Annotated in this window: 14 protein-coding genes; 5 read left to right on the top strand and 9 right to left on the bottom strand. The window is 67.8% G+C overall.

Going from position 1 to position 15,946, the window contains the following annotated elements:
* Nucleotides 1-4: 4 nt before the first annotated feature.
* The 8 genes from RMCB_RS36580 to RMCB_RS16225 form a co-directional block, all read right to left on the bottom strand.
* Nucleotides 5-1,330 carry a hypothetical protein gene (locus RMCB_RS36580; RefSeq protein WP_234792131.1) on the bottom strand — a complete coding sequence of 442 codons (1,326 nt, stop codon included), beginning with the start codon at nt 1,328-1,330 and terminating at the stop codon, nt 5-7.
* Entirely contained in the window at nt 1,273-2,085 is an 813-nt protein-coding gene (locus RMCB_RS16255; RefSeq protein ID WP_084388507.1) for a GntR family transcriptional regulator, read from the bottom strand. The genes RMCB_RS36580 and RMCB_RS16255 overlap by 58 nt, the downstream gene beginning before the upstream one ends.
* A 110-nt stretch (nt 2,086-2,195) precedes the next feature.
* The gene (locus tag RMCB_RS16250; RefSeq protein WP_062829595.1) at nt 2,196-2,708 is read right to left on the bottom strand and encodes an NUDIX hydrolase; all 513 of its coding nucleotides are present in this window, start codon (nt 2,706-2,708) and stop codon (nt 2,196-2,198) included.
* A gap of 92 nt (nt 2,709-2,800) precedes the next feature.
* Nucleotides 2,801-4,165, bottom strand: coding sequence for an MFS transporter (locus tag RMCB_RS16245; protein WP_062829594.1), 1,365 nt, complete (start codon nt 4,163-4,165; stop codon nt 2,801-2,803).
* Nucleotides 4,162-4,941, bottom strand: a complete 780-nt coding sequence (locus RMCB_RS16240; RefSeq protein ID WP_062829593.1) for an enoyl-CoA hydratase/isomerase family protein — start codon at nt 4,939-4,941, stop codon at nt 4,162-4,164. Before RMCB_RS16240 ends, RMCB_RS16245 begins: the two co-directional genes overlap by 4 nt.
* A 4-nt stretch (nt 4,942-4,945) precedes the next feature.
* Entirely contained in the window at nt 4,946-6,145 is a 1,200-nt protein-coding gene (locus RMCB_RS16235; protein WP_062829592.1) for an acyl-CoA dehydrogenase family protein, read from the bottom strand.
* Nucleotides 6,146-6,189: 44 nt separating this feature from the next.
* Nucleotides 6,190-8,250 carry an acetate--CoA ligase family protein gene (locus RMCB_RS16230; RefSeq protein WP_062829591.1) on the bottom strand — a complete coding sequence of 687 codons (2,061 nt, stop codon included), beginning with the start codon at nt 8,248-8,250 and terminating at the stop codon, nt 6,190-6,192.
* Nucleotides 8,247-9,074, bottom strand: coding sequence for an SDR family oxidoreductase (locus RMCB_RS16225; protein WP_084388505.1), 828 nt, complete (start codon nt 9,072-9,074; stop codon nt 8,247-8,249). The genes RMCB_RS16230 and RMCB_RS16225 overlap by 4 nt, the downstream gene beginning before the upstream one ends.
* 252 nt (nt 9,075-9,326) lie before the next feature.
* Between RMCB_RS16225 and RMCB_RS16220 the strand changes: the two genes are divergently transcribed.
* Complete coding sequence (locus RMCB_RS16220; protein WP_029370408.1) at nt 9,327-9,956, top strand: TetR/AcrR family transcriptional regulator; 630 nt, start codon at nt 9,327-9,329, stop codon at nt 9,954-9,956.
* Nucleotides 9,957-9,965: 9 nt separating this feature from the next.
* Here RMCB_RS16220 and RMCB_RS16215 read toward each other — a convergent pair whose 3' ends face one another.
* Nucleotides 9,966-10,922 carry a LysR family transcriptional regulator gene (locus RMCB_RS16215; protein WP_062829590.1) on the bottom strand — a complete coding sequence of 319 codons (957 nt, stop codon included), beginning with the start codon at nt 10,920-10,922 and terminating at the stop codon, nt 9,966-9,968.
* 22 nt (nt 10,923-10,944) lie between these two features.
* Here RMCB_RS16215 and RMCB_RS16210 point away from each other — a divergent pair, with 22 nt between their 5' ends.
* Genes RMCB_RS16210 through RMCB_RS16195 form a run of 4 tightly spaced genes read left to right on the top strand, consistent with a single transcriptional unit; the run spans nt 10,945 to nt 15,936 of the window.
* Nucleotides 10,945-12,114 carry an XdhC family protein gene (locus RMCB_RS16210; protein ID WP_072278489.1) on the top strand — a complete coding sequence of 390 codons (1,170 nt, stop codon included), beginning with the start codon at nt 10,945-10,947 and terminating at the stop codon, nt 12,112-12,114.
* Between the two features lie 55 nt (nt 12,115-12,169).
* The gene (locus RMCB_RS16205) at nt 12,170-13,060 is read left to right on the top strand and encodes an FAD binding domain-containing protein (RefSeq protein WP_062829588.1); all 891 of its coding nucleotides are present in this window, start codon (nt 12,170-12,172) and stop codon (nt 13,058-13,060) included.
* 3 nt (nt 13,061-13,063) lie between these two features.
* Nucleotides 13,064-13,540, top strand: a complete 477-nt coding sequence (locus RMCB_RS16200) for a (2Fe-2S)-binding protein (RefSeq protein WP_062829587.1) — start codon at nt 13,064-13,066, stop codon at nt 13,538-13,540.
* Nucleotides 13,537-15,936, top strand: a complete 2,400-nt coding sequence (locus RMCB_RS16195) for an aerobic carbon-monoxide dehydrogenase large subunit (RefSeq protein WP_062829635.1) — start codon at nt 13,537-13,539, stop codon at nt 15,934-15,936. The genes RMCB_RS16200 and RMCB_RS16195 overlap by 4 nt, the downstream gene beginning before the upstream one ends.
* The last annotated feature ends 10 nt before the right edge of the window (nt 15,937-15,946 follow it).

Here is a 15,946-nt window from a genome sequence, read left to right as displayed (position 1 = left end):
ACGCTCAGGCAGTCTTGATTGCGTGCACGGTTTGGGCTTGTAGCTGATCGAGACTGCTGGTGGGCAGTGCCGGATCGCCGAGGGTGCCCTTGACCACGGTGGCGTGGGCGCTGCTGATGACGATGAGTCCGCGCACCTGGGTGACGCGTAACGCATCGGTGCCTTCAGCGCATCGGTCGTAGCCTTGCACATTTTCCACCCGCAGCCAGCGCTGGGTGATGCGGAGGGTCTCCTCGCCGTCGGCTACCGCCGAGTCGGTGTCGAGTGTCTGGTGCATATCGTGGCCGGCGCACAATGCCGGAATGTCGGTGAGATGTGCTGTGCACGTGGTGATTTCACGGCGCACCTCAGCCAGGGCGGCAGTGCCGGGCAGTGCCCGCGAGATTTCTACGCCAGGAGGCAGGGTCTTGTCCGTGACCTGCGGGTTGGTCGGCCGGCGCCAGCTCGCCTGCGGGTCGTACAGCGAGGCGTGTTCCGCCTGAGGACAGAGCAGCCACCGGCTGTCGGGCAGGCTCGCCTGGGCGTCGATGCTGACCCCGACGTCCAAAGCTGGGAGTAGAGACGAGATCTGGGCCCGGTTCCAGTCGGTGAGCGCGGGCGGCAGCGCCGAGCGCGGCCGGGGCCGGCCCGCGGCACGCAGGATCTCGGAGAACACGTGGTTGCGCGATGCCGCGGAGAGGTCGCTGGTGCGGTAGAACGCCTGCACCATGACACCGTTGGGCAACTCGGTGGCGGCCATATGGGTGACGAAAGGCCATTGGTCGACGTCGCCCGCCTGGAATTTCTGGAGTACGTCTGCCGACTCGGCGATGATCCAGGCGTGGATTCCGTTGTCGTTCATGGTGGTAGCGACGCTCCACATGCGGCAGTGGTCGGCCCACTCGTTCATCTGGGCCGTCATGTCATCGCCGGTTCGGCCGACCATGAATCGAACGTGAAAGTCATCGCCGTTGTTGGCCGGGAACCGGTTGCCCGAAGCCGGCACGGGCCGGTAGGCGACATCGAACTCCGGGTCTGGCCGGGCGCCCAGCCTGGGCAGGCTCCGGCAGTCTTGCGGTGCGTCTTCCCGTGCCGATGATGGCGGCAGGACCGCAAAATCCGGTATCGGGCCGTACCCGGTGACCATGTCGAACAGATCCGGCTCGATATCGGCCAGCCCGGGAACACAGCGCACCAACTGGTCGGGGCCGCACGCTGCGAGTTGCGTGGGCGCCGGTGTCAGCGTCACCGGGCGGTCTTTGGCCGGCGGGGTAGGCGTCGCGCATCCCGCGGTTACCAGGACGACGCTCGCAGCGACGGCTGCCGCAATGGTTCCGACCAATCCGCGCATGGTGGCATTTTCCCCTGTGTTCTGCCTCGGAGGGGGCAGCGATTTTCGGGCGGGCCGGTGTGAATGGGTCGTAGCTGCGACGCAGGCAGCACCTTGCTCAGCCCCTCCAGCGATGGCGCCCGACCGTGCTCGATGTGGGCCAGCGCGAGCGCCCCGGCCAGATCCGGATTGCCTGCGTAGATCGCATCGCACAGCGCCCGGTGCTCTGTGTATTCCACCTCGGGATCACGGTCGGCGGTCAACGCGAACACCCAGCGCATGCGGCCCAGCAGCGGTGCCATCGTGGTGGTCAGCAGCGAGTTCCCCGCCATCGCCACGATCTCGGCGTGAATCTCGGTGTTGATCTGGCGAATCGCGACGATGTCACCGGAGCGGGTGGCGCGCAGGGCGGCGACCAGCAGCTGCTGCAGCTTGTCTCCGGCCCCGCCCTTGGCGACCGCCAGAGCCGCTTGCCGCGCGGCCAGAACCTCCAGCGACAGCCTCAGATCGAACAGTTCGACCACGTCGCGCATCGTCAGCTGGGTGACGACCGCACCACGGTTCGGGCTCGTGGTCACGAAACCTTCGACTTCGAGTTGGCGCAGTGCCTCGCGTACGGGTATCCGGGACATCTGCAGGGTTTCCGAGAGGTCGCGCTCACGCAGCCGGCTACCGGGCGGGTACCGGCCCTCGATGATCCCCTCGCGTATGGCGTGTGCCGCCACCTGGGACATGGAGGTGGTGCCCTCGCCTCCATTCGCCTGGTCTGTCGACATGCTTCGCCCTCCCCGCCGGGCGGCATACCCACTACGCGGCCCGGCTGATCAAGGCTAGTCAGCCGGTTGTTCCGCTCACCGGAAAGGGTCTGGTATCCGCGGCAGGTGTCCTACACCCGCGTGAACGCGGGCTGCCGCAGCTCTGCCACCCTGATGGGGCGCCCGAGCAGAGCGACCTCGCGGAACTGCAGCAGGATGGCTCCGGTCGGCGCATGTACCACCATGTTGCTCCGCAACGGCATCTGCAGCAGCGGGCCATCGGCGGTGAGCGCCCACCGGGGCAGTTCGTCGCTGACCAGACGACTCAGCGCAATCCGGTGCAATGAGTGCACCTCGGCCGGATTGCGTTGCAGCCTGGGTGATCCCGTCACCATCGCGACGACGGGAGTGATCACGAAGCCCGAGTCGGTCACATAGTCGTCGAGCATCCCGACGACATCGTCATCGGTCAGCTCGACACCGACTTCTTCATGCAGTTCGCGCAGGGCGGCGGGGGTGGCTGTCTCGCCGGGTTCGATGCGTCCGCCGGGGAGTGCCCACTGGCCGCTGTTGAGCCCTCGCGGGGCCCGTTTGATCATCAGCACCCGCGCGTCGCGCTCGGCATCGAGCACGCACACCGTCACAGCGGCCGCTCGGCCCCCCCGATTGGGAGGCCGAGCGGGTGAACTCGGCGAGGTTGCGCCGAATGATGTCGGACCACGCCCCGGCTGACGGCTCAGCCACGGACAGGCGCCGGCGCGGGCGTCAGGCCCGAAACCTCTTCGAGGGTCTTGCCCTTGGTCTCCGGCGCCATGAACAGGCACACCACGAAGGCTCCGGCGGTCAGGATGGCACCGAACAGCATGGTGGTGCCGGTGCCGAGCGACGAGATGCTCAGCGGTAGGAGGTAGGTTCCGGTGGCGGCGCCGAATCGGCTCACGCCGGTCGCGAAACCGACTGCGGTGGCGCGTAGTTCGGTGGGGAACAACTCGTTGGGGTAGATCCACACCAGGATGCTGGGCCCGCCGGAGATGAAGGCGTACACGCAGAAGCATCCGACGATGAACCACAGCGGCCCGCCGGCCCACAGCCACAGACCGGCCAGCGGCAGCACCATCAGCCCGAGCGGCACTACCGCGATGGGGCGACGTCCCCAGCGCTCGACGAGCCACAGGGCCGGTATCGAACCGGCGACGATCAGACCGATGATGACGGTCTCGACCACGAGTCCCATGGGACCTTCACCGGAGATCTTGAAGCCCTGCAGGATCGTGGGCAGGAAGGTGAGCAGTGCGTACAGCGGGGTGACCACTGCCAGGTACAGTGCCGAGCACATGATGAGACGTCGTCCGTACTGCCCCTTGAGGATCGACGACAGCGGCGCCTTGGCCTTCGGTTCGTCGGTGTCTGCGCTCACCTGGCTCAGATCGAGCTTGACCCCGTAGATGCGCTCCACGACGGCCTCGGCATCGGCGACCCGGCCGTTGTTCATCAGCCAGCGCGGGGATTCCGGGATACCCCGGCGGATCAGGATCACGACGATCCCGAGCACGGCACTCGACGCCAACAGCCAGCGCCAGTTCTGGTTGCCGCCGGAGACGGCCACGACGACCGCGCCGACGACGTAGGCGGCGACGGCGCCGGCCGACCACGCCACCGCGGACATGCCGACCATGGCGCCGCGCTTCTTCGACGGGGTGAACTCGGTCAGCAGGGAGGTCGCGATCGGGTAGTCGGCGCCGATGGCAGCGCCGATGACGAACCGCAGGAGGATCAATTGCCAAGGGGCCGTGACGAATACCGACAACGCGCAGCCGGCGACCAGGACGACCAGATCGAGCGCGTACATCTTCTCCCGGCCGACCCGGTCGGTGATCACCCCGAACACCGTGGCGCCGAAGAAGATGCCGATCAGCGATGCGGCACCGATCAGACCGGACTCGGTGGTGCTGGGATTCATGTCCTCGCCCACGCCGATGAGGGCTACGCCGATGATGCTCATGACGTACCCGTCGAGGAACGGGCCGCCGCAGCAGGCGATGAGCAGTTTGGTGAGGAACCCACGGTTGGTGGGCCGGTCCAAGACGTCGAGCGGGTTCATCGAACTTCTCCAGTGGATTGTTCAGCGCCGTGGCCGGCGGTGTTGTTGAGCAGGGCGTAGGCGAGTTGTTCCAGCACCAGTGATGCGGACTGGGACGCGTTGATGCTCGCGTCGAGTACTTGTTTGTTGACCGCCATGGTCATCGGGTGGTATTCGGCGAGTTCGCCGGCAATGGCCAGTGCGGTCGCCACATGCTCACCCGCAGAGGTGATTTCGGTGATGAGCCCCCATCGCTCGGCGACCGCGGCATCGATTCGCCGGCCGCGGAGAATGAGGTCTCGCGTACGGCCTGGGCCGAGGATCCGGGTCGCGCGGGTGACGCCTCCGGACGACGGCAGGATGCCGATGCCCACCTCGGGGAATCCGAAAACCGCTGCGGGGTCGGCGATGCGGATGTCTGCGGCCAGCGACAGCTCGAGTCCGCCGCCCAGGCAGTAGCCGGTGATGGCCGCGACGGTGGGCTGGCGAAGTCCGGCGAAGACTTCGTACACCGATCCGGACTCACGGTAGTAGTCAGCGATGGCGGCCGGGGTCATGTCGCGCAGCTCGGTGATGTCGGCACCGGCCGAAAACACCGTATCCCCACCGGTGATCACGACCGCCCGGCTGGAGGTGACCGCATCTGTGCGCAGTGCACGCAGCAGTTCGGCCTCCATGTGGGTCGACAGCGCGTTGCGCTTGCTTTCCCGGCGCAGGGTCACGACGGCGACGTTGCCCTCGCGGCGTACCTCCACGCTGCCTTGGTGCTGTGCGTCGGTGGTTGTCCCGGCCGCCATCGGACTACTTCCCGTCCGCGGCGTACGGGAAGGACAGCAGCTTCTCGAGGCCGCGCTTCTTGGTCTCGTTGGCAATGACCAGGCGCTGGATCTCGGACGTGCCCTCCCAGATCCGGTCGACCCGCAGCTCACGCCACAGCCGCTCGACGGGGTAGTCGCGGATGTAGCCGCGGCCGCCGAAGATCTGTACGGCCCGGTCGGCCACGCGGTTGGAGGCCTCGGAAGCGGCCAGCTTCACAGTTGCGGCCTTGGCGTGCAAGGTCTTCCGCTGCTCGGCGTTGTTGGGATCGGCCTGGTCGAACTCCCATGCGACCTGGTGGGTCAGGGCCCTGTTGGTGGCGATGTCGCAGACCGAATCGGCGATCATGCCCTGGATCAGCTGCCGGTTGATCAGGGTGTCGCCGCCCTGGACTCGCTCACGCGCCCAGTCCACGGCCAGCGTCAGCGCACGCTCGGCCGCGCCGATGGTCCTTGCGCCGATCATCAGGCGCTCCTCGGTGAACCAGTCGCGGGTGAGCTCCAGGCCTTCGCCGATGCCTCCGAGTACGGCTTCGGGGCCGACTTTGACGTCCTTGAAGGTGAATTCGGGATGCTCGTAGACGAAGGTGTGGGTGAAGCGCGGCACGTTGGTGATGCTCACGCCGGGGCTCGGCACGTCGATCAGGAACATCGTCGGCGCGTTGTCGGGCTGCACGTAGGCCAGCACGATCAGGTAGTCGGCGACGTCGCCGACGGTGACGAACCACTTCTCGCCGTTGATGACGTAGCCGCCGTTGCCGTCGGGCGTGGCGGTGGTCTTGGCGGCGGAGAAGTCCGAGCCGGCGTCGGCCTCGGAGATGGCCACCGCGTCGCGGCGGTCACCGCGGGCCCCCGGGATCAGGTAGCGCTCACGCTGTTCGGGGGTGGCGTGGGCCAGCGGGTTGGCCGGGCGCCACACCGCGTCCCACAGTGCGTTGGTTAGCTTGCCCAACTCGTCTTGCACGACAACCTGTTCCAGCACGCTCAGGCCGGCCCCGCCGAACTCGACCGGGGTGTTGATGGCCTGCAGGCCGGCCTCCAGCACAGCGGCCTTGATGACGGCGTGCGACTCGGCCGAGAGCCCGTTGTTCTGCTCGCATTCGAGCTCGAACGGGATGATCTTCTCGGTCAACGCGCGGGCCCGGTCCTTGAGCTCCGCCAGCCGCGGCGTGTATGCGAATTCCATTGCGGGGTATTTCCTTTCGATATCTATGGGGTTCGTGGTGTCGATCAGGGGGCAAGGACGATGCGGGCGTCGAGGCCGAGTGCGCCGGTCGGCGTCGCCAGCAGGGGATTGACCTCCAGCTCGGTGATTTCCGGATGGTGTGCGGCCACAGAGGTGACCGCTGCGATGGCAGCCGCGGCCGCATCGAGGTCGACCGGAGGCCGCCCGCGGACACCGCGCAGCAGAGCCGCAGCCCGCAGGCCGTCGAGCATCTCCCGCGCGGTGGCCCGGTCGACGGGGGCCAGCGCGAAGGCGACGTCCTTGAGCACCTCGGTGAAGATGCCGCCGAGGCCGACCATGGCCACCGGGCCGAAGCGGGGATCGCTCTGCACGCCGACGATCAGCTCCACGCCGTCGCTCAGATCGGCCATCGCCTCGACGCAGAATCCGGGAGGGCTCAGTCGCTGCCGCATGTCCTGCACGGCGGCGCGCAGCTGGTCCTCGTCGGCCAGGCCGAGTGCCACCCCGCCGGAGTCCGACTTGTGCAGCAGGCCCATGGCTTTCAGCACGACCGGATAGCCGATCGATCGCGTGGCCTCGGCGGCGGCGTCGGCCGATTCGACCAACGCAGCGCCGGGGAAGCTGAGCCCGGCGGCGCGGAACAGTTCGCGTGCCTCCCAGTAGTTGTCGGATTCGGCCGGCTGATCGGCGGTTTCGGCCAGCTCGGGTACCGGCGGCGGGGTCTTGCCGTCGCCGAAGACGGCGAGCGTCCGGGCGGCGTCCTCGACCGCGGCGAACACCGGAAGACCGGATTCGGCAAGCACTTTCGCGGCCTCGCTGGCGTGGTGCATGGTGTGCACCACTACGGGCTTGCCGTGGGCCTTGGCGATGCGGGCCATCTCGTGGGCGGTCTCGATCTCGCGGGCGGCCAGGGTGTCACCGTAACCGCCGTAGCCGCCGAAGTACCCGGTGATCAGTACGGCGTCGAGGTGCTCGCTGGACAGCGTGGTCTCCAGCACCTTGGCGAACGACGTGATGTCCTGTTCGCCGGCCCCGGCGAGGTCGACCGGGTTGGTCACCGCGGCCGACGGCGGCAGCAGCGCCCGCAGTGCGTCGCTCACCGAGGCGTCGAACTCCGGGACGTTCAGGCCTGCGGCCTCGACGATGTCCGATCCCACGCCGGCGTGACCGCCACCGTCGGCGACCACTCCGACGCGTCGTACCCCGGTGGGCCCGAAGCTCAGCAGTGCCGCTGCGGCGTCGGCGAGTTCACGCGGGGAGTGCACCCGGTGGATTCCGGCGGCGCGGCACGCAGCTGCGATCACGGCGCTGTCGGACGTCAGTGCACCGGTGTGGGATTGGGCACCGCGGATCGATGCCTCGCTGCCTCCGACGGTCAGCAGCAGCACGGGCTTGCCCGCGGCGGCGGCCTCGGCGGCGGCAGCTACGAACGCCCGGCCGTCGCCGAAGTCTTCGCAGTAGACCGCGATCACGTCGGTGCCCGGGTGGCGGGTGCATGAGCGGATGACGTCGGCGACGCCCAGGTCAGCTTGGTTGCCGAGGGAGACGAAGCGCGAGAAGCCGTGGCCACGGGCGGCCAGGAAGCCGGACAGTTCCAGGGCCATGTTGCCGCTCTGGGACAGCAGTGCGACCCCGCCGGTCGGCATCGGGTTCGATGCCAGGTAGAGCTCGGTGGTGGAGTCCAGCACGCCCAGGCAGTTCGGGCCGAGCAGCAGCGCACCCGCGTCGCGGACCCGCTTGACGATGCGTTCCTGCAGGGCCCTGCCCTCGGTGCCGAGCTCGGCGAATCCCGCTGTGACGCCGACGATCGCCTTCGCCCCGGCGGCCAGCGCGTCCTCGACGGCCTCCTCGAATCCCGCGGCGGGTACTGCGACGGCCACCAGGTCGACCGGCTCGGCCACGTCGGTGAGCGCTTTCACGGTCTGCCGGCCCAGCACCGGTTCGCCGCGCCGGTTCACCAGGTGCAGGGTGCGGGTGCCGGGCATGCGAAGGGCCTGCACGCTCAGCCAGTTGCCGTACTTCGTCTCGTCGTTGCTGGCGCCGATGATCGCGACAGAGCGCGGGTCGAACAGGGCCGTGAGGTCGCGGGGCGCGGAGGCGGTCATTCGTCGTCCTTCAATTGCGGAGCGGGATGGGCGGTGCCCCAGGCGTCGGCGCCGCCGTCGATCACGACGGTGGTGCCGGTGATGTAGCCGGCGGCCGGCGAGGCGAGAAAAGCGATGGTCGGCGAGATGTCCTGGGCAGTGCCGAGACGGCCGAGTGGGACCGCCGAGGCCCATTGGGCCCGGGCCTCCTCGGTGTAGTTGGCGTCCATGCCCTCGGTGGCGATGGTGCCCGGGGCGATGCAGATGCTGCGGATCCGGTATTTGCTCCACTCCAGCGCCAGCCCGCTGGCCAGGTTCTCCAGGGCTGCGCGGGCCGAGGTGGCGTGGACGAACGACGGGATGCCTCGGCGGGGGGAGAACGCCATGAAAAAGATCACGCCGCTGCGCTGCGGAATCATGGCGCGTGTCGCCACCTCATGGGTGACCGCCCAGGTGCCGTCGACGGCCAGTCGGTGCACCGCCCGCCAGCCTTTGAGGCTGATGTCCTCGGCGGGCGCGGAGAACTGCCCGCCGGCGTTGTTGACGAGCACATCGACCCGACCGAAGCGGTCCAGCGTCTGGGTGACCATCTCGGCGACTTGCTCCTCGTCGCGGATATCGGTCGGTACCGCGAGGGCTCGGGCCCCGAGCGCCTCGATCTCGGCGACGGTGTCCTTGAGCGGTTCGGCCCGACGGCCCGCGATCACGACGTCGGCACCGCAGCGGGCGAACTCCACGGCGGTGGCCCGGCCGATGCCGGTGCCGCCACCGGTGATCAGCACGGCCTTGCCGCGGTGCAGCCCCGGGCTCAGGGCGCCGGGTGTCGGGCTCGACGGCTCTGCCACGATGACTCCTCGCGTTTGACTGATGCATCAGTTATAGCGTGAGCGGACACACGTCAGTCAATTGCATGTGACGTGTATCACAGTGATTCCGCTCGCGAATCTGGCAGGTGAAGTGCACTTTTGTGCAGGTGAACGCGGGTAATGCCAGCATGTACGAGCCGTCTGACGCTCGAGTCGAATCTGACTGACGCGTCAACCTAGTTAATGTGGTTTGATTGCTGAGTCAGGTAGCAACGGGAAGAAAAGACCGACGTGACTGCTGAGAATGGCGACGATTCCAGGAAGGCCGCGATACTCGACGCCGCGGCGCAGCTCATCGCCGAGCGCGGCTACCACGCCGTCCGCATCTCGGACATCGCGCAGGTCGTCGGCACCAGCACCGGCACGGTGCACTACTACTTCCCCGGCAAGAACGACGTGCTCACCGCCGCGCTCAAACACTCGATCGACCACGCCTTCGGCAGGCAGAGCGCCGAGCTGAAGGCCATCGACGACGCGCACCAGAGGTTGCTCAAGCTCATCGACATGCAGTTGCCCCGGGTGGGAGCGGTCCGCGACGAGTGGTCGGTGTGGATCCAGTTCTGGGCCGAGGCGCTGATCCGTCCCGAGCTGCGGCCGATCCACGGCGCATATTACGAACGGTGGCGCGAGACCATCAGGCGCGTCGTCGAACGCGGACAGCGTCAGGAGGTGTTCCGCACCGACGTCGACCCCGAGACCATCGCCCTCCGGCTGTCGGCGCTGACCGACGGGATGGCGATCCAGGTGCTCACCGGCACGCCCAACATGACGGTCAGCGCGATGAAAGAAGTGCTGGTCGAATTCATCCAGGACGCGCTCATACCGCGGGCGGCAGCGGTGAACCGGAGCGAAACCGCCTGAGCGGAGAGCTCAACTCCACAGGGTCACATGCACTTTCGGCCGGAACCGGGCGACCCCGACGCCGGTGCCGCGGATCATGGCCTGCGTGCAGCGCGGGGTGGTGATGAACCGCACCAGTTCCGACACGGCCGGTTGACGCGCCGCCGCGGGCAGCGTCGAGGCGAACCACTCGCCGGCGACCTGCAGGCCGGGACCTTTGACGTGGGCGAGCCGGCCGCTGGTCAGATCTTTGGCCACCGCGAATCCGATCGTCGGCATCGCACCGCCGACCCGCTGAACCTCGTCGAGTGCGGCGGCGTCGCTCTGAAAGATGCGTTGGTGGGCTTCGGGAATCGCGAGATTCCGTAGCATCGAGGCGATTTCGCCGTCCACGCTGCCGCCGGAAGGGCCCAGCAGCCAGAGCTGCTCGCGCAGCAGTGCCGGAGTCGGAGTGCGGGTGGCCAACGCGCCGTCGGGCGTGGTGACCGTGATGATCTGGTACTTCAGGAACGGGCGCACGGCAAGGTCCTGGCCGTTGGCCTCGGGCGGTAAACCGAGCGCGATATCGACGGCGCGCGAGGTGATCAGATGCGCGAACTGGGCGGCCGGATGCACGCTGAGCTCGACCGAAAGGTCATCGGCGCGCGACGAGAACAGTTCGATGAGGCCCGGCGCCGCGTGCTCCGCGAAGGCGCTCGACGCCGCGATGCGCAGCAACCGGCGGCCGTGCGCGGCTTCGGTCACCTCGATCGCCGTCTGCTGCTGCAAGCCCAGGATCTCGATGGCGCGGCTGGCCAGCCGCAGACCGCCTGGGGTGAACGCGAGCCCGGCCGCCGTCCTGGTGAACAGCGGATCGTCAAGTTCTTTGCGCAGCTGTGCGACGTGCATCGACACCCCGGCATCGGAGACGCCGAGCTCCTCGGCAGCCGCGCGCACCGAACCGAGCCTGACTACCGCCGAAAATGCACGCAGTTGCGCAGGTGTCACGTATGCAGCCTAAATTGAAAATGTGAGAGAGGTGCTGAGCACTCTGTTAGCAGTCTGGCGGGCGGGCGGCACCGCCGGTCTCGCGACGGTGGTGCGCACATTTCGATCGGCCCCGCGCCCGCCCGGTGCCGCGATGGTGGTGACTCCCGACGGCACGGTGAGCGGCTCGGTGTCGGGCGGGTGCGTCGAAGGTGCGGTGTACGAACTGGCGTCCGACGTGGTGGCCACGGGCGTGCCTGTCCTGCAGCGCTACGGAGTCAGCGACGACGACGCGTTCGAGGTCGGGCTCACGTGCGGCGGAATGCTCGACGTCTTCGTGGAACCGTTGTCGCAGAGCACTTTTCGGGAGTTGGACGCCGTCGCTGCTGACATCGACGCGCACCGCCCGGTCGCCGTCGCCACGGTCATCACGCACCCCGACTCGGCCTGGGTCGGCAGGCGGTTGGTGGTGCGCCGCGACCCGGGGGACGGTCCAGTCGACGGCTCACTCGGGTCTTTACGGGCGGACGCCGCGGTGATCGACGATGCGCGCGGCTTGCTCGCGGCGGGCCGTAGTGAGATTTTGACCTACGGGCCGGATGGCCAACGGCGCGGCGAGGGGATGGAGGTGTTCGTCGCGAGTCATGCGCCGCGGCCGCGCATGCTCGTGTTCGGGGCCATCGACTTCGCCGCCGCGGTCGCGCAGCAGGGCGCGTTCCTGGGCTACCGCGTCACCGTGTGCGACGCGCGCCCGGTGTTCGCCACCTCGGCGCGGTTCCCGACGGCCGACGAGGTCGTCGTCGATTGGCCGCACCGGTATCTGGCCGCGCAGGTCGCCGCAGGCGCGATCGACTCCCGCACGGTTATCTGCGTACTGACCCATGACCCCAAGTTCGACGTGCCGCTGCTGGAGGTGGCGCTGCGGTTACCCGAGAACTCGCGAGCTGCCTACATCGGTGCGATGGGATCGCGACGCACCCACGAGGACCGGCTGCAACGGCTGCGCGAAGCTGGGCTGACCGAGGACGAGCTGGCCGGCTTGTCGAGCCCGATCGGATTGGACCTCGGCGGGCGGACACCGGAGGAGACCGCCGTGTCCATCGCGGCGGAGATCGTGGCCCGGCGGTGGGGCGGCGGCGGGCGTCCCCTGGCCGAGACCGGCGGCAGGATCCACCATGAGCTGGGGCAACGGGAGTCCCAACCGGCGAGTTAAGTGATCGCTTAACTCGCTATTGACGCCGACGACAGGCAGGCGTGAGCTGGGTCACATGCAAGTTCCCGGCCCCTTCGAGTACGAACGCGCCACCAGCGTCGACCACGCCGTCGGTCTGCTGGACAGATTGGGTGAGGACGCCAGGATCGTCGCCGGCGGGCACAGCCTGCTGCCGATGATGAAGCTGCGGATCGCCAATCCCGAATATCTCGTCGACATCAACGATCTCGCCGCCGAGCTCGGCTATATCGTCACCGACCCCACCCTCGTCCGCATCGGTGCCATGGCTCGGCACCGCGAGGTGCTGGACTCCGATCCGCTGGCCGCGGTGTGCCCGATCTTCCGCGACGCGGAACGGGTGATCGCCGACCCCGTCGTCCGCAACCGTGGCACCCTCGGCGGGTCGCTCTGCCAGGCCGATCCGGCCGAAGACCTGACCACTGTGTGCGGTGTCGTCGGTGCGGTCTGCTTGGTGCACGGACCATCGGGGGACCGGGAGATTCCCATCGACGATTTCCTGGTCGGGCCGTACGAGACCGCGCTGGACCACAACGAGATGCTCATCGAGGTGCGGATCCCGGTACGCCACCGCACTTCCAGCGCGTACGCGAAAGTGGAACGCCGCGTGGGGGATTGGGCGGTTACGGCGGCCGGTGCCCAGGTGACGCTCAATGACGACGCCATTGTGGCCGCGCGCATCGGGCTGACCGCGGTCAACGCCGACGTCCAGGCGCTGCGCGCGCTCGCGGGCTCCCTGACGGACCAACCGGCGACGGAGGAGACCTTCGCCGCGGCGGGAGCTGCCGCCGCGCAGGCCTGTGAACCGGTCAGCGACATGCGCGGCAGCGCCGACTACAAGCGCCACCTCGCATCCGAGCTGACCATCCGCACGCTACGTACCTCGGTCGAGCGTGTGCGTAACGCCCCTGCACCGGAAGGGAATTAGCTCATGCAGGTCAACATGACGGTCAACGGCGAAGCCGTCAGTGCCGAGATCGAGCCGCGGATGCTGCTGGTGCACTTCCTGCGCGACGAGCTGGGCTTGACCGGAACCCATTGGGGCTGCGACACATCCAACTGCGGCACATGCGTCGTGGACGTCGACGGACAGCCGGTGAAGTCGTGCACCATGCTGGCCGCGATGGCTTCCGGGCACGCGGTGCGCACGGTCGAGGGCATGGAGGTCGACGGCCGGCTGGACCCGGTACAAGAGGGTTTCATGCAGTGTCACGGCCTGCAGTGCGGCTTTTGCACACCGGGCATGATGATCACCGCGCGGGCCTTGCTGGACCGTAACCCGGACCCGACCGAAGCCGAGATCCGGGAAGCCATTTCGGGGCAGATCTGTCGATGCACCGGCTACACCACGATCGTGCGCTCCGTGCAGTGGGCGGCACGTCATGCCCGGCAGGAGGCGCAGGCGTGACCACTTTGGAAAATCCGGTCGACCGGCCCGAGGACACCGCCGTCAACGACGAGAAGCCGTGCGGTCACGGCAGGATGCTGCGCAAGGAGGATCCACGGTTCATCCGCGGCCGCGGTACCTACGTCGACGACGTGAAACTGCCCGGCATGCTGCACCTGGCGATACTCCGCTCACCGTATGCGCACGCCCGGATCGTCAGCATCGATGTCAGTGCGGCGCAGGCACATCCGAAGGTCAAGGCGGTGGTGACCGGCGCCGACCTGGCGGGTAAGGGCCTCGCATGGATGCCGACGCTGTCCAGCGATGTGCAGGCGGTGCTGGCGACCGACAAGGTGCGGTTCCAGGGTCAGGAGGTGGCCTTCGTCGTCGCCGAGGACCGCTACTCGGCGCGGGATGCCTTGGAGCTCATCGACGTCGAGTACGAACCGCTCGATCCCGTGATCGATGCCCGGCACGCGCTGGACGCCGACGCCCCGGTGATCCGCACCGATCTCGACGGCAAGAGCGACAATCACTGCTTCGACTGGGAGACCGGCGACGCCGCCGCCACCGATGCGGTGTTTGCGACGGCCGATGTGGTGGTCAAACAGGAGATCGTCTATCCGCGGGTGCATCCGGCACCGATGGAAACCTGCGGTGCCGTGGCCGATCTCGACCCCGTCTCCGGCAAGCTCACACTCTGGTGCACCTCGCAGGCCCCACATGCGCACCGCACGCTGTACGCGCTGGTCGCCGGTCTGCCCGAGCACAAGATCCGGGTGATCTCCCCGGACATCGGTGGCGGATTCGGCAACAAGGTGCCGATCTATCCCGGATATGTCTGCGCCATCGTCGGCTCGCTGCTGCTGGGCAAGCCGGTCAAGTGGATGGAAGATCGCAGCGAAAACCTCACCAGCACAGGGTTCGCCCGCGACTACATTATGGTCGGTGAGATCGCCGCGCGCAGTGACGGCAAGATCCTCGCGATCCGGTCCAATGTGCTGGCCGATCACGGCGCGTTCAACGGCACTGCCGCTCCGACGAAGTACCCTGCCGGCTTCTTCGGGGTGTTCACCGGCAGCTACGACATCGAGGCCGCGTACTGCCACATGACCGCGGTGTACACCAACAAGGCACCGGGCGGCGTGGCCTATGCGTGCTCGTTCCGCATCACCGAGGCCGTGTATTTCGTCGAGCGCATGGTCGACTGCCTGGCGTTCGAGCTGAAAATGGATCCCGCCGAGCTGCGCCTGCGAAACCTGTTGAAGCCCGAGCAGTTTCCGTACAAGTCGAAGACCGGCTGGGTGTACGACTCCGGTGAGTACGAGAAGACCATGCGCCTGGCGATGGAGATGATCGACTACGACGGGCTGCGGGCAGAGCAGCGCGAGAAACGCGAGCGTGGTGAACTCATGGGCATCGGCATGTCCTTCTTCACCGAGGCCGTGGGCGCCGGGCCGCGCAAGGACATGGACATCCTGGGGCTGGGCATGGCCGACGGCTGTGAGCTGCGGGTGCATCCGACCGGAAAAGCCGTGGTGCGCTTGAGCGTCCAGACGCAGGGGCAGGGGCATGAGACGACGTTCGCGCAGATCGTCGCCGAGGAGCTCGGCATCCCGCCCGAGGACATCGACGTCGTGCACGGCGACACCGATCAGACACCGTTCGGCCTGGGCACCTACGGCAGCCGATCCACTCCGGTGTCGGGTGCCGCGGCTGCGCTCGTCGCCCGCAAGGTGCGCGACAAGGCCAAGATCATCGCCTCGGGCATGCTGGAAGCCTCCGTCGCCGACCTCGAGTGGGACAAGGGCAGCTTCCATGTCAAGGGCGACCCAACGGCGTCGGTGACCATCCAGGACATCGCGATGCGGGCCCACGGGGCGGGGGATCTACCGGAAGGCATCGAAGGTGGCCTCGATGCCCAGATCTGTTATAACCCAGAGAATCTCACCTATCCGTACGGCGCGTACTTCTGCGTCGTCGACATCGACCCCGGTACCGCCGTGGTGAAGGTGCGCCGGTTCCTCGCGGTCGACGACTGCGGCACCCGGATCAACCCGATGATCATCGAGGGGCAGGTGCATGGCGGCCTGGTCGACGGCATCGGCATGGCGCTGATGGAGATGATCGCGTTCGACGCCGACGGCAACTGCCTGGGCGGATCGCTGATGGACTACCTGATCCCCACCGCGATGGAAGTGCCGCACTTCGAGACCGGTCACACCGTGACGCCTTCGCCGCACCACCCCATCGGCGCGAAGGGCATCGGCGAGTCCGCCACGGTCGGTTCGCCGCCCGCCGTCGTCAACGCCGTCGTGGATGCGTTGGCGCCGTTCGGGGTTCGGCATGCCGACATGCCGTTGACGCCGTCGCGGGTATGGGAAGCCATGCAGGGCCGGGCCACGCCGCCCATCTAGAGGGAGACCG

Source organism: Mycolicibacterium brisbanense (assembly GCF_001570425.1).
Lineage (GTDB): Bacteria > Actinomycetota > Actinomycetes > Mycobacteriales > Mycobacteriaceae > Mycobacterium > Mycobacterium brisbanense.
Note: the sequence above shows the minus strand (reverse complement) of the source record. Positions and strands in the feature narration are given on the sequence as shown.

What these genes read in the sequence shown, in the direction of transcription:
- RMCB_RS36580 (WP_234792131.1), bottom strand. Translation starts at nt 1,330, where the DNA reads ATGCGCGGATTGGTCGGAACCATTGCGGCAGCCGTCGCTGCGAGCGTC.
- RMCB_RS16255 (WP_084388507.1), bottom strand. Translation starts at nt 2,085, where the DNA reads ATGTCGACAGACCAGGCGAATGGAGGCGAGGGCACCACCTCCATGTCC.
- RMCB_RS16245 (WP_062829594.1), bottom strand. Translation starts at nt 4,165, where the DNA reads ATGAACCCGCTCGACGTCTTGGACCGGCCCACCAACCGTGGGTTCCTC.
- RMCB_RS16240 (WP_062829593.1), bottom strand. Translation starts at nt 4,941, where the DNA reads ATGGCGGCCGGGACAACCACCGACGCACAGCACCAAGGCAGCGTGGAG.
- RMCB_RS16235 (WP_062829592.1), bottom strand. Translation starts at nt 6,145, where the DNA reads ATGGAATTCGCATACACGCCGCGGCTGGCGGAGCTCAAGGACCGGGCC.
- RMCB_RS16230 (WP_062829591.1), bottom strand. Translation starts at nt 8,250, where the DNA reads ATGACCGCCTCCGCGCCCCGCGACCTCACGGCCCTGTTCGACCCGCGC.
- RMCB_RS16205 (WP_062829588.1), top strand. Translation starts at nt 12,170, where the DNA reads ATGCAAGTTCCCGGCCCCTTCGAGTACGAACGCGCCACCAGCGTCGAC.
- RMCB_RS16200 (WP_062829587.1), top strand. Translation starts at nt 13,064, where the DNA reads ATGCAGGTCAACATGACGGTCAACGGCGAAGCCGTCAGTGCCGAGATC.